Annotated in this window: 14 protein-coding genes; 5 read left to right on the top strand and 9 right to left on the bottom strand. The window is 56.8% G+C overall.

The window, feature by feature from the left end; genetic code table 11:
* Positions 1–16: 16 nt before the first annotated feature.
* Together AC2FLU_RS07415 and AC2FLU_RS07410 are read right to left on the bottom strand one after the other, a co-directional pair.
* Positions 17–1,018 carry a molybdopterin-binding protein gene (locus AC2FLU_RS07415; protein WP_480603802.1) on the bottom strand — a complete coding sequence of 334 codons (1,002 nt, stop codon included), beginning with the start codon at positions 1,016–1,018 and terminating at the stop codon, positions 17–19.
* Positions 1,015–1,983 (bottom strand): XdhC family protein, encoded by a 969-nt coding sequence (locus AC2FLU_RS07410; RefSeq protein ID WP_480516848.1) that lies wholly within the window; start codon positions 1,981–1,983, stop codon positions 1,015–1,017. The genes AC2FLU_RS07415 and AC2FLU_RS07410 overlap by 4 nt, the downstream gene beginning before the upstream one ends.
* A gap of 224 nt (positions 1,984–2,207) precedes the next feature.
* Here AC2FLU_RS07410 and AC2FLU_RS07405 point away from each other — a divergent pair, with 224 nt between their 5' ends.
* Complete coding sequence (locus AC2FLU_RS07405) at positions 2,208–2,714, top strand: hypothetical protein (protein ID WP_480472487.1); 507 nt, start codon at positions 2,208–2,210, stop codon at positions 2,712–2,714.
* 4 nt (positions 2,715–2,718) lie between these two features.
* Here AC2FLU_RS07405 and AC2FLU_RS07400 read toward each other — a convergent pair whose 3' ends face one another.
* Together AC2FLU_RS07400 and AC2FLU_RS07395 are read right to left on the bottom strand one after the other, a co-directional pair.
* Positions 2,719–3,978, bottom strand: a complete 1,260-nt coding sequence (locus AC2FLU_RS07400) for a vWA domain-containing protein (RefSeq protein WP_496808552.1) — start codon at positions 3,976–3,978, stop codon at positions 2,719–2,721.
* 58 nt (positions 3,979–4,036) lie between these two features.
* Complete coding sequence (locus AC2FLU_RS07395; RefSeq protein ID WP_496808553.1) at positions 4,037–4,945, bottom strand: AAA family ATPase; 909 nt, start codon at positions 4,943–4,945, stop codon at positions 4,037–4,039.
* Positions 4,946–5,108: 163 nt separating this feature from the next.
* On the opposite strand from AC2FLU_RS07395, the gene pyrC reads away from it, so the two are divergent.
* Positions 5,109–6,146 carry a dihydroorotase gene (gene pyrC / locus AC2FLU_RS07390; protein ID WP_496808554.1) on the top strand — a complete coding sequence of 346 codons (1,038 nt, stop codon included), beginning with the start codon at positions 5,109–5,111 and terminating at the stop codon, positions 6,144–6,146.
* Here the strand turns inward: pyrC and AC2FLU_RS07385 are convergent.
* The gene (locus AC2FLU_RS07385) at positions 6,143–7,435 is read right to left on the bottom strand and encodes an MmgE/PrpD family protein (RefSeq protein WP_480553361.1); all 1,293 of its coding nucleotides are present in this window, start codon (positions 7,433–7,435) and stop codon (positions 6,143–6,145) included. The genes pyrC and AC2FLU_RS07385 overlap by 4 nt on opposite strands.
* A gap of 37 nt (positions 7,436–7,472) precedes the next feature.
* Complete coding sequence (locus tag AC2FLU_RS07380) at positions 7,473–7,919, bottom strand: type II toxin-antitoxin system RatA family toxin (RefSeq protein WP_480553360.1); 447 nt, start codon at positions 7,917–7,919, stop codon at positions 7,473–7,475.
* Positions 7,920–7,991: 72 nt separating this feature from the next.
* On the opposite strand from AC2FLU_RS07380, the gene hpt reads away from it, so the two are divergent.
* Positions 7,992–8,534 carry a hypoxanthine phosphoribosyltransferase gene (gene hpt / locus AC2FLU_RS07375; protein ID WP_480516838.1) on the top strand — a complete coding sequence of 181 codons (543 nt, stop codon included), beginning with the start codon at positions 7,992–7,994 and terminating at the stop codon, positions 8,532–8,534.
* 120 nt (positions 8,535–8,654) lie between these two features.
* Positions 8,655–9,011 carry a hypothetical protein gene (locus tag AC2FLU_RS07370; protein ID WP_480553359.1) on the top strand — a complete coding sequence of 119 codons (357 nt, stop codon included), beginning with the start codon at positions 8,655–8,657 and terminating at the stop codon, positions 9,009–9,011.
* A gap of 11 nt (positions 9,012–9,022) precedes the next feature.
* On the opposite strand, the gene AC2FLU_RS07365 is transcribed toward AC2FLU_RS07370, so the two are convergent.
* Positions 9,023–10,174: an amidohydrolase gene (locus AC2FLU_RS07365; RefSeq protein WP_496808555.1), complete on the bottom strand. Its 1,152-nt coding sequence runs from the start codon at positions 10,172–10,174 to the stop codon at positions 9,023–9,025.
* Entirely contained in the window at positions 10,171–11,121 is a 951-nt protein-coding gene (gene lipA, locus AC2FLU_RS07360; protein ID WP_480472469.1) for a lipoyl synthase, read from the bottom strand. The genes AC2FLU_RS07365 and lipA overlap by 4 nt, the downstream gene beginning before the upstream one ends.
* A 261-nt stretch (positions 11,122–11,382) precedes the next feature.
* Between lipA and AC2FLU_RS07355 the strand changes: the two genes are divergently transcribed.
* A complete protein-coding gene (locus tag AC2FLU_RS07355) occupies positions 11,383–11,931 on the top strand; it encodes a peroxiredoxin (RefSeq protein WP_496808556.1) in 549 nt (182 codons plus the stop codon).
* A gap of 51 nt (positions 11,932–11,982) precedes the next feature.
* Here the strand turns inward: AC2FLU_RS07355 and AC2FLU_RS07350 are convergent, their stop codons facing one another.
* Positions 11,983–13,065 carry a DUF6456 domain-containing protein gene (locus tag AC2FLU_RS07350; RefSeq protein WP_480472465.1) on the bottom strand — a complete coding sequence of 361 codons (1,083 nt, stop codon included), beginning with the start codon at positions 13,063–13,065 and terminating at the stop codon, positions 11,983–11,985.
* Between the last annotated feature and the right edge of the window lie 78 nt (positions 13,066–13,143).

Raw genomic sequence — 13,143 nt, 5'->3', positions numbered from 1 at the left:
CGGACCTTGGCGGCGGTCAGTCGTTTCTTTTCGCCCGCGGCTGAGGTCTGGTCGGGATTTCCTTCAACAATCCGCCAACCCCCATTCCGGCAATATCTGCACCTGTTGTTTCAATCCCGCATGCGACACGCGACAGCACCCAATCGGCCCCGTTCAACGCCGGAGAGCGCGCGCATCCCGGCAAGCCGATCACAGGTCGGCCCTGCAAGTCCCCAAGAAACAGCAGGTTTCCCGGATCAACCGGCATACCAAAGCGATCAATCGTCCCGCCAGCCAGCCGAACGGCCGACGGTGCGACATCGTTGGGATCCGAGGTGGCCGATCCCGTCAATATCATCAGAAGATCGCCTTTCCCCATAGAAATCGCGCTGGTCAAGGAATCTGTTCGATGCGGAACAATCTGCACCTCCGCAAGCTCCATTCCCAATGCCTCGACCCGTCCCCGAATGGCCGCAATCCCCTTTTCGTTCGGTGGACCACCGGGAATTTCCGTTACAACAAGACCGGCTGTCCGATGAACAGGCCGCGCCAGACGCACAGCTCCTTGTGCCAGCCCGGCGGCGCGCTGAACATCAGCCTCTGGCACGGCATATGAGATGACCTTAATGGTCGCCACCATGCCGTTCGCACCCATTTGCTGGTACTGCGGAACGGTCGCAACGGTAATCATTGGATTGACCAGATTGAACAATTCAAGTGCACGAACATCGAGCACGGCAACCCCAGGCCCGTCGGCCAAAAGGTTTACCCGCCCGGTAAATGCCTCGGTAACCCGCAAGTTGGCTGATGCCGGATCAGGTGCCAGCGCAGACGCCAGCTTACGTGCCGCCTGATCTTCATGGCAATCGCCGGAATCCAGTCGGGCAACAATGACCTCGCTTAGACCAGCCTTTTCCAGTTGCGCCACATGTTCCGAGCGCAATTCAAGCCCCTTGCGAAGCTTTCGCCCATCCGCTGTAACCGAATGCGCCAGAATGGCCCCCTCTGCCTGGGACACCGGCACAGGCCCAAATTTCATGCTTTCCCTCGCAGAACTGCAGTGATCTGCGCCAGTATCGCAACCGCGATTTCCGAGGGACCGGCGGCCCCGATATCCAGGCCAATGGGCCCATGAATGCCTGAGATTTGCGCATCGGTAAAACCCGCCGCTTTCATACGCTCAATGCGCTTGGCATGGGTGCGTGTTGACCCCAATGCACCGATATAGAACACATCGGCGGCCAACGCGGCTTGTAGCGCCGGATCGTCAAGTTTTGGGTCATGTGTCAGCAGGACAATAGCGGTCCGCGCGTCCAGTCCCAGCTTCGCAACGGCTTCATCCGGCCAATCCGTCAGGATCGTTTCACCGGGAAAACGTGCTCTGGACGCAAAGGCGTCACGCGGGTCGATAATGGTTGGATCATAGCCCGCAATCCGCGCCATCGGCACCAGAGCCTGCGCGATGTGAACCGCCCCAACGACCAGCAACCTCAGCGGTGGGTTATGTACTGCGACAAAGGTCTGGCCATCCTCTTCGAACCCTGACCGATCCATACGCAGCCTGTCGGCATAAGCATTGCGGCGCAACGCCCTGCGCCCGGTCTCGACATTGACTTCGTAGGCAACGGGCTCACGAGCGGCCCGAGCGGCAACCAGTTCCGCCAACATAGATTCGGGCAGGACTTCTCCTATGGGTTCGACAAGAATGCGTATAGTCCCCCCACAGGCCAAACCAACCGCGAAAGCATCGTCGTCACTGATCCCGAATTCAAGCAAACGCGCTTCGCCTTCATCAATGGCTTCAAGCGCCTCGACGATAACAGCACCTTCGACACATCCACCAGAAACGGAACCTTCTATCCGACCATCGCCACCAATCACCAATTGGGATCCCACCCGCCGCGGTGCACTGCCCCAGGTTTCGACAACTGTAGCGAGCGCCGCGCCGCGCCCGCTGCGGTGCCAGTCAAGCGCCGTTTCAGGACTGTTGTCGAATCGTTCCATCGGAACCTCCGGATGACCTATGACACCAACATAAGCGGGAATTGCGTGATGAAAAGCGCATCAGGCTTACCAAAAGGTCTATATTGAACCCCATAAGGCAACGCCATTGCCCGAGCCATATTCAACAAATCATAGCATTGATTGTTTGTGACCCGAGTTCTAGCCTGTGCAGGCAACCGACTTCAGGTCTGGCTTGCATACCATACAAATCATAGATCGGAGACATGCAGTTGAAACGTATTCTTGCATTGGGCGCGGCAGTTGGTCTTTTGACTTCAACCGCAGCGTGGGCTGACACATTCCAACGCTATGGAGAGGTTGAAGGCTGGAAAGTCTTCATCGACACTGAAAAGAAATCCTGCCTGATCGAGGCGGTGGATGATGCGGAAAACGTCGTTCAGATGGGCCTGACCGAAGATCGTGGCGTGGGATATGTCGGCATCTTCACCAAGGCTGAAACCGATATCAAACGTGGCGAGACGCAAGAAGTCGCCATCCTGCTGGGCGACAACATATATCTGGGTGAAGCGACCGGCATGAAAGGTAACATCACCAAAGGCTATTCCGGTGGTTATGTTCTGTCGGACAGCCCACAGTTCGCGGATGATCTGGCCAAGAAGAAGGTCATGATCGTGTTTCCCGAGACATCCTACGCCTTCACCGTCGATCTGACAGGCACTTACAAAGCCATGGAGATGGCCCGCAAGTGCAATGAAGAACAGCTGTCGTAAGCTGCTAGTCGGAAAGCGCGGCCATCAGCCGTGCTTTCTGCCCCTCATCGTCGGGTTGTGAAATCGCTGCGGCCAAGTCTTCGAGTGAGGCAATCGAATGCCCTGCGCGAAAACTGTCAACATGCGGTAGCATCGCGGCAACCCCTTGCGCCCTGGGCGCGAACCCGTCCCAACGCAACAAGGGATTCAACCAGATCAGGCGTTTTGAGGACAGGTGCAGACGCTCGATCTCTTTCCTGAGGAGCTCGGGATCACCCCGCTCGAGCCCGTCTGTGATCAACAGAACAACCGCCCCCTGCCCCATCACCCGGCGTGACCAGTCCCTATTGAATTGATGCAGGCACTCTCCGATACGCGTGCCGCCCTCCCAATCCTGCGCCTCGGCCCCTGCTGCGGCAAGTGCCGCGTCTACATCCCGTTGGTGCAGGTGGCGCGTTATGTTGGTGAGGCGTGTGCCGAATGTGAAGGCATGGACCTTGGCCCAACCCGCTCCCTTGGCGTTGGACACTGAATGCAGGAAATGCAGGATGATCCGACTGTACTGGCTCATCGAGCCGGAAATATCGCAAAGTGCGACAAGATTTGGCCAGCGTAGTTTGGGCTGTAGCCTGGCAATTTCGCGCAACTCACCCCCTTGCCGCATGGCCGCGCGCAATGTGCGGGCACGGTCGATGCGGTGCCCCAAATGACTTGTCTGCCCGCGGCGTGATTCAATTGGCTTTACCGGCAGTGTCATCCGCGCCAATACGCGCTTGGCCTGCGCGATTTCGGCCGTGCTCATCTGCTCGAAGTCCAGATTGCGCAGCCGTTCCTCGGATGAGGCGGTCTGGGTCGCGTCGATTTCGATCTCGGTTTCGCCTTCCTCTTGCCCGGCAGCGTCCGGCAAATCACGCTCAACCCCGTCCAGCAGTGCCTCAGCCGCGCGCTTTTCACCGGCGTCGGCCTTGCGCTCCTCCTGAACGCCGCGAATTGCAGGAAGCATCATCGCCATCATGTGTTCCATGTAACGCGGGTCTCGCCAGTACATTCGGAAGACTTGCGCAAAAATCACGCGGTGTTCCGGGCGGTTCACGAAACAGGCGTGTAAGGTCCAGTAGAAATCCCGTTTCTCGGAAAAACCTGCCGCCTGCACGGCACGAATAGCGTCGATCACACGACCGGGTCCGATCGGCAGCCCAGCCTTTCTGAGCGCGCGGGCAAAATGGGTGATGTTGTGCGCCAGCTTTGGGTTGTCGGGTATATCCAGCGGAAGTTGTTCGGCCATCAGACGTTACGGGGGCTCTGCCCCCATACCCCCGGAGTATTTGGAAAAAGATAAAACATCAGACCGGTTCGAGCGTGGCCTTGGCCTCGTCGAGGATGCGTTTTGCCTCGGACCCTTGAAGTTTTTGAATGTCGTCCTGATATTTCAGGATTGCACCCAGCGTATCCCCGATCACCTCGGGGCTGAGGTTCATCACATCCAGCGCCAACAGGCATTTCGCCCAGTCGATGGTCTCAGCCACGCCGGGTTTCTTGAACAGATCCTCGGTGCGCAAACGCTGAACAAAGGCTACAACCTCGCGACTGAGTGCTTCCGCAGCTTCAGGCGCACGGGCGTGCAGGATTTCGATCTCACGCTCGAAGTCGGGGTAATCGACCCAGTGATAGAGGCAACGGCGCTTGAGAGCATCATGCACTTCCCGCGTCCGGTTCGAGGTGACAATCACGATGGGTGGTTCAGGTGCTTTTACAGTGCCAATTTCTGGGATGGTGACCTGAAAGTCACCGAGCGCTTCGAGCAGAAACGCTTCAAACGGTTCGTCGGTCCGGTCCAATTCGTCGATCAGCAGAACTGGCGCTCCGTTTTCGTCCGGGCGCATCGCCTGCAACAAGGGGCGTTCGATCAGGTATTCGTCCGAGAACAGTTCAGTCTGCAACGCGCCCCGGTCGGCCCCACCCGCGGCCTCAGCCGTTCGGATCGCGACCATCTGCGCCGGAAAGTTCCATTCGTAAACAGCTGACGACGCATCCAGCCCTTCGTAGCATTGCAACCGGATCAGGCGCCGGTTCAACCCGGATGCCAGAGCCTTGGCGATCTCGGTCTTTCCAACCCCTGCTTCGCCTTCCAAAAACAACGGGCGTCCAAGCTTCAGCGACAGGAACACAACCGTCGCAAGGGCACGACCGCAGACATAGCCCTGACGACCCAGCATCTGCTGCACGGCATCGATGGAATCTGGCTGTGTCATGGAACCCCTCTCTGCTTTAGGGATAAACAGGTCATGCAAGTGTCTGGGCGTCAAGGCCTCAACCTTGGACAGAGCTACGACGTTCAGGTCGGTTGACAAGATTTTTTTTGTGCCTTGCGCGGACGCAGTTGGTCTTTCGCAACAGCTATGCTAGCGGAAGGCCATGACCGACACCCTTACGCTCCGCCGCCCCGACGACTGGCATCTGCATCTGCGCGATGGCGCGATGCTACAGGCCGTCCTGCCCGAAACCGCGCGCCATTTCGCCCGTGCGATCATTATGCCGAACCTTGTACCGCCGGTTGTGCGCGGCGATCAGGCCGCCGCCTATCGAGACCGCATTATGGCGGCTCTGCCCGATGGTATGACTTTCGAGCCGTTGATGACCCTGTATCTGACCGAAGATACAGATGCCGCAGATGTCGCAGCGGCCCATGCCAGCGGTCTGATCAAAGCCGTCAAGCTGTATCCTGCCGGGGCTACCACCAACTCCGCCTCGGGTGTGCGCGACTTCGACAAAGTGCGCCCGGTGCTTGAGAAGATGGCCGAAATTGGCCTGCCCATGTGTGTGCATGGCGAGGTGACGGATCCCGAGATCGACATATTTGACCGCGAAGCCGTATTCATCGACCGTGTTCTGGATCCGATCCGCAGATCGACTCCGGGCCTGCGTGTTGTGATGGAACATATCACCACGTCCAATGGTGTGGATTATGTCAAAGCCAACGCGGTTGATCTGGGTGCAACGATCACGGCGCATCACTTGATTATCAACCGCAACCATATCCTAGTTGGTGGCATCAAACCGCATTACTATTGCCTTCCTGTTGCCAAGCGCGAGGAACACCGTCTGGCCCTGCTATCCGCCGCAACATCGGGCGATGCGCGGTTTTTTCTGGGCACGGACAGTGCCCCGCACACGGATGCAAACAAGGAAATGGCTTGTGGCTGTGCGGGCTGTTTTACGGCGACCAACACCATGTCTCTGGTGGCTGAAATGTTTGACCGGGAAGGTGCATTGGAAAAGCTGGAAGGCTTCGTGTCGCTCAACGGGCCGGGTTTCTATCGCTTACCGGTGAACCAGGATATGATTACCCTGACCAAGGGTGAGCCCGTTTCGTATCCCTCAAAGATTGAAACAGGCGATGGACCAGTGACTGTATTTGACCCGGGCTTTCCGTTGCACTGGTGCGTGGCTTAACCCGCCATACGTTCGGCCAGATCGCGGGCACGTCCCCCAGTGCGCAGCATCGACCAGATCGTGTCCGCCTCATCCGCACCGATCAGCTTGGTCGCTTTGTCGCGCACGCGATCCTCACGGTCCGACAACGACACTGTGTTCAGCAGATCATGCGTCGCTTCGCGGCGAATGCCATCGCGACGCAGCAGGGACAGATGCGCCTGCGTTTCTGACAGGCTGTCATCTGCCTCGACCGTGATGCGGTCGCGCAAAGACGTTATACGCGGGTCGACGCAGACCTTGTCGGTGAAACTACCTGGCAAAGCCGTATCATATCCCAGCGCCTGCATCGCGATCACTGTCCGATAGGAAAACTTGGCCCCCAGTCCGGTTGTCGGTGACAGTTGATTGCACACACTCATCCAGCGCGGATGAGTCTTAATCTGGATCTCGGCGACCTCTGGCTCCGCTATGTCCAACTCCCGCGCGGCTTCCAGCGCGGCGTGAAGACCGTGGCAACAGGCGTGAAACTTGTGGCTGACCGTTTCAAACAGCCATTCATCGCCCAACCCATCCAGAGCAGTTTGATCCGCTGCACCTTGATGCGTTGCCCCAAATCCATAAGGACCCTCCAGCGCGTCGGCGTTGGCCTGAAAACCGCGCTGTACCAGCAAGGCCGTCTCGACCCCTGCTGAAGCGGCAAGTCCGGCGTTATACGGCTTGCCCATGGTTCCGAACTGCGCCTTCAGCCCCGCCGCACGCGTCGCCGTCAGACCCAGAACCATTCGCATCTGGTTTGCGTCAAAACCCAGCAAACGGCCAACAGCGACTGCCGCCCCAAAGGCACCGGATGTCGCCGTCTGGTGAAACCCTGCCTGATAGTGACCGCGCCCCAGCCACAAGCCAATTCGGATTGAGGTTTCCATACCCACCAAAGCGGCTTCGAGAAAGTCGACAAGAATACGGTCATCCCATTCGGCCACCGCAAGGGCTGCAGGCAAAATGGCGACGGAAGGATGCCCGATATGGGCGAAATGCGTGTCATCGTAATCCAGCGCGTGAGACACCGTGCCATTCACCAACGCCGCACCACGTAGCGGCGCCGGGCCGCCGCCAAAGAGATGCGACTGAGGGTTCCCGCCCTCGGAAAGTATCATGTCGCGAACCGTGGTTGAGACGGGTTCGCGCGCGCCTGCCCGGCCCACAGCGACCCAGTCAAGAACAGATAGCGATGTGACGATTCGCGCCTGAGACGACGTAGAAATCGGCCCTGCCGCAAAAGCGGCCAATGATACTGTAAATTCCGTCATACGCGTAGTCTAGCGTGCGCCTGACAAGGGTAAAGACCTAGCTGTAGAGTTCTTGCGCGCGCGCCTCGAACGCGCGCACGATCCGATGCATGGCTTCGTTGAAAACCACACCGATAATCCCTTGCAGGATGGCGTTCTTGAATTCGAAATCCACATGGAACGAGACGTTGCAGCCCCCATCAGGCGCGTCCTCGAACTGCCAGTCGGATTTCATGTATTTGAAGGGGCCGTCCAGGTATTCGGTGTCGATTTTCTTTTGATCCGCAAACAGGGTTACCTTGCTGCCAAATCGTTCCCGGAAAACCTTGAACGAGATGATCAGATCGGCCTCCATCACCTCAGCCTCTTCCATCGCATAGGTCTTGCGAATGCGGGCAGCAGCGCACCACGGCAGAAATTGGGGGTACTTGGCCACATCGGCAACCAGGTCGTACATCTGCTGGGCTGTATACGGCAGGTGGCGGGTTTCCGAATGGATAGGCATGAGGTCCGGTATTTGCAGGTGACAATGGCGCGTCATGTCGTATGTTGCGCGCCAAAGATCAAGGGGGCTGCGATGACTGACCGCGCATATGTGATAGATGAGATGATCTCGGCAAAGGCCATCGCCGCTCGAATCGAGGAGCTGTGTCGCGACATTTCGGCAGAGTTCAAAGAAACAGACAAGCTGGTGGTCGTGGGTCTGCTGCGCGGCAGCTTTGTTTTCATCGCCGACCTTGTGCGCGAACTTGACCTTCCGATCGAGGTGGATTTCCTTGAAGCATCTTCTTACGGAGACGCGATGGAAAGCAGCAGGGAAGTTCGCATTCTCAAAGACTTACGCGGCGCAATTGAAGGGCGCGACGTGCTGGTTGTCGAGGATATCGTTGACACAGGCCATACGTTGAACCATGTCACCAAGTTGCTGCAAAGCCGTAACCCCGCGCGCCTGAAATCCATTGCCTTGCTGGACAAGCCGAGCCGCCGCGAAGTGGATTTTCGATCAGACTGGATCGGTTTTGAGATACCCGACGAATTTGTCGTGGGTTATGGAATTGACTATGCTCAACGCAATCGCAACCTGCCCTATATTGGCAAAGTCCGCTTTACGGACGAATAGCCCGAGCGGGCCTTTTCCGGCCTCGTACTCAGACCCGATTAAAAATTCATTATTTAGAATATCAATGGACAACCATCGCCTCGTTGCTTTACCTTTCAGGTAGTCACAGGAGGATTTTTGATGAAGCGTCTTATCTCGATAGCGGGCGTCTTTTTGGTGATCGTCTCCCTTGCAAGCGCGTCATATGCAAAAGACAACAAGGGCAAAGGACAAGGTGCCAACAAAACCAAAGTAGAGAAATCCATTAAGTCAAACGGCAAGGCTGTTCCGCCCGGTCAAATCAAACGATACACCCGAGGTCAGAAATTACCGGACGACCTGCGTTTTGACTATGTTGACGACCTCGACAACTGGAAGCTCAAACCGCTGAAGCCGGGGCAACGGTATATTCGGGTCGACGACGAAATAATCTCGATATCAGATGATACGAAGACTGTAATAGAAGCTGTTGGAATCGTTGGCGATCTGATGAATTGAAAGCCTCGGTCCTAGCAGTCGCGGCCTAACACAGCTTCGATGGCCCTCAGAAATATCCCGGTCCCAATCGGAATAAGCGCATCCGGGAAATCATAGTCCGGGTTGTGCAACTGGGGTTGGTCACTTCCCGACCCCAACCAGAACATGGCGGTTTTCGCGCTTTTTCCAAACTGGCCGAAATCTTCTGAAAACCGCTGTGGCTGATCGACCAATCTGCAAAAAACGCCCTGCTCCGTGCAGGCCTTGGACAGGATCGAAACTGCTTCCGGGTGATTGGCACAAGCCTCAAACACTTCGTCATAACTGATTTCGACCGCCAGCCCTTCGGCTTTGGCCGTTTCGTGGACCAACGATTCAGCGTCGCTGATCAGCTGCGCCATTCGCGCGTCCGTGACTGTGCGAAGCGTCACCCACAGCTCGGCCTGCCCCGGTGCTACTCCGACCGTGCGCTCACCCAACGTGGCATGTGTGACGGTGGTCAATGCGTAGTCGTCATTCAGATCCCCTCCGCCACCTAACGCGGTCAAAGCCGGCATCAGACTTGCCAGCGCACTGGCAGGTGACACCCCATCTTGCGGAGCAGCGGCATGCGACGTCTTTCCAGTCAAAACAATCTGCATCCCGCGTGAGGCACAGTTAGAAGGACCGTCACAAATTTCGACCCTGCCCAACTCCAATCCTGGTAAGTTGTGCAAAGACAGCACGAGGTCGGGCGCAACCCCGGCGAACTGGGGATCAGCCCGGAAAGCGATTGCACCATGGCCGGTCTCTTCTGCTGGCTGGAAGATCAATACGACGCGGCCCTTCTTGGGGCGGTGATGTTTCAACCCGTCTGCTACGCCCAGAACCATTGTCATATGCCCGTCGTGGCCGCATAAATGACCTTTGCCCGCGACCTGTGATACATAGGAATGGTCCGCCAACTCCTGGATCGGCAACCCATCCAGTTCGCAGCGAATGCCCAGGGTGGGACCAGGTTGGCCACTTTCGAAAACGGCGGCAATCCCGTGCCCACCTATTCCGGTCAGGACATGGTCAGCGCCTGCGTCACGCAGAAGTTCAGCCAACCGTGCTGCGGTATTCTTTTCCTGTCCCGAAAGTTCAGGCTGTTGATGCAGCTCGTGGCGCAGACATGTCAGTCGCGCGATCTGATCCGGTGTCACGCGTGTTGCAGCTTTTCTAGACGCGCCGCGCGCAGCCGGGCAAAATCATCACCAGCGTGATAGGAAGACCGGGTCAACGGCGACGCAGATACCATCAGAAAGCCTTTGCCGTAAGCTGCCTTTTCGTATGACGCGAACTCGTCGGGTGTTACGAAACGATCAACACCGTGGTGTTTCGGTGTTGGTTGCAGATACTGGCCAATCGTCAGAAAATCGATATCCGCCGCGCGCATGTCATCCATGACCTGACGCACCTGCTGTTCGTTTTCGCCAAGCCCAACCATGATGCCAGACTTGGTAAAGATCGACGGATCAAGTTCTTTCACCCGCTGCAAAAGACGCAGTGAATGGAAGTACCGCGCGCCGGGGCGAACTTCGGGGTACAAACCCGGTACGGTTTCCAGATTATGATTGAAGACGTCCGGCTTTGCCTGAACCACAATTTCCAGAACGTCAGCATCGCATTTCAGAAAATCGGGCGTCAGAATCTCGATCGTGGTTTTGGGAGAGCGGTGCCGCACCGCGCGGATGGTCTGAGCAAAATGCTCGGCACCGCCATCACTCAGATCATCCCGATCAACGGAGGTGATAACCACATGGTTCAGGCCAAGTTTTTCGACCGCATGTGCCACCCGGCCGGGTTCAAAGGCGTCAAGGTCGTCTGGGCGGCCAGTAGCGATATTGCAGAATGTGCAGCCACGGGTACAGATCTCGCCCATGATCATCATGGTGGCGTGGCCCTGGCTCCAGCATTCGCCGACATTGGGGCATCCCGCCTCTTCGCAGACTGTGACCAGATTATTGTCGCGCATGATCCGGCGCGTATCTGCATAACCTTTGCCGCCGGGTGCCTTGACCCTGATCCAGTTCGGTTTCTTGGGCTGCGCATTATCCGGGCGGTGCGCTTTTTCCGGATGGCGCTGTTCGGGGATCTTCAGATCTCGCACGGGCAATATTCCTGACTTTAGGTCAATCTTGTCGCTCATAACATAAACAGATGTGCAGTGTTACACCAGCGGCGCATAGCCGCTATGCAACGCCGCCGCGCATGAGCGAAAACGAGATTGTAAAAATCCGTTTCACCGCATGTTTTCAATGAGTAATGAGAAGAGGTTATTAATTCAAAATGCGGCATATCGTCGATTGAAGGCAGTTTAGAACTGTTTTAAGTCACGGCAAAATCACAGGTGAATCACAGGAGCTTGAACATGAAATCCGGCGCAATACTGCCCAACGTGACCTTTCACACCCGTGTCCGCGATGACTCAATCGAAGGACCAAACCCATTCCTTTGGGAAGACAAGACCACCGCTGACTATTTTGCCGGAAAACGCGTGATCCTGTTCTCATTGCCCGGCGCGTTCACGCCCACCTGTTCGACATATCAACTGCCCGGCTTTGAAAACGGATATGGCGATTTCATTGCCCAGGGTGTCGATGAAATCTACTGCATGTCTGTCAACGACAGCTTTGTGATGAACAAATGGGCGCAAGATCAGGGCCTGACCAACGTCAAGGTCATTCCGGATGGATCGGGCGAGTTCACCCGTAAAATGGGTATGTTGGTTGACAAGGACAATCTGGGCTTTGGCATGCGGTCATGGCGCTATGCTGCCATCGTAAACGACGGTGTTGTCGAAGCCTGGTTCGAAGAACCTGGCCTGATGGATAACTGCCCCGAAGATCCCTATGGCGTGTCTTCGCCCGAAAACCTGATGAAACATCTTCAGGCGATGGTAGAACCCGAACTGGCTTGAGTAATAACAAGACGAAAAAAGGCCCGTTTTAACGGGCCTTTTTTTGTACCTTCAGCCAATCATGCGGTCGCGTTCAGCCTGATCCCGATAGTGACGTTTCAGCCGTTGTAACGCGATCCGCAGAACAATCTTTCCGGATCGTGCCGACCAACCCATGCGTTTTTCCGCCAGTTCCAACCCTTCGAGATAGCAACAACACCGCAGGGCAACATCACTTAGTCCGGGGCCAAGGTCAGACAGGGCCCGCGCCACGCGGTCCCGCGCATCCGATGATCCCTTTCCTCCGTGGCTTTCACTGTCATAACTGCTGCGGCCACCAGCCGTTAGAAACCGCTCCCAGTTCTGTGAAACCTGAGGACCAATCTGCGCCAACTCGAAATCTTCGCGCAACCGCTCTCCTGCGCTGACAAGCGATTCATCCAGAAAAGGCTTGCCATCGCGGTCGCGTCTGCGTGCAAGGGCAACCAACGGGCTTTCCGTGGCGCTATAGCGAATGCGCCTGATCCGGTCAGTCGCCCCACCCGATGTTTTTGCCTGAAACAACGACTGAGCTTCGGCAAATCCGACTTCGGTCCCCACCCGCGCCTTGTTTTCCGCTTTTGCGATCAGGTGGCTCAGTGCCGTTCGGCCAGCCGCAGAAATTCTGTACCGTGAAATGCGACCGGGGTTATCGCAGGAAATCCAGTCCTTTAAGGCCAGAGCCTGAGCGATCTCGCAATCGACGACCGCGGTTCTGGTCGCTCCGGCGTTGCCGGTGTCACGAACGACTACCGCTTTGTCCATTTCTTCAGCCACGGCAAGAACCGAACCTGTCTCGCTCAGGCGGCGCAGAATGCGCAATGCCTCTCTTTCGAACGCCTCTTCCTGGGCAGCTTCATCCGCGATCACGACCGAGTCGCCTGCGTCGTCGGGCATGGAAAAATGTGTTTCTGCCAGCGACTGCAACGCCGCATCCACCAAAGGATCGTCACGGCGCATCTCGATACGCCGGATTTGCCGGAGGATGGTTGACGCATGGCAACCTGCCGATCTCGCGATATCGCGGATCGAGCGTCCGGTTTCGGTATGAGCAAGGTATCTTTGCGCCCCCTCTGGAACCCATGCCGGAATGGTGAAAGCCATGTTGTTTTCCATGATTATTTGCCCTCGTCGACAAAACAAAATGTCACTTTTCGCCCTCGGATAGCGGGTTAACCAAATCTAACTAGAGGT

Source organism: Ruegeria sp. SAZD013, assembly GCF_059612525.1.
This window is presented reverse-complemented; position numbering and strand designations above follow the sequence as displayed.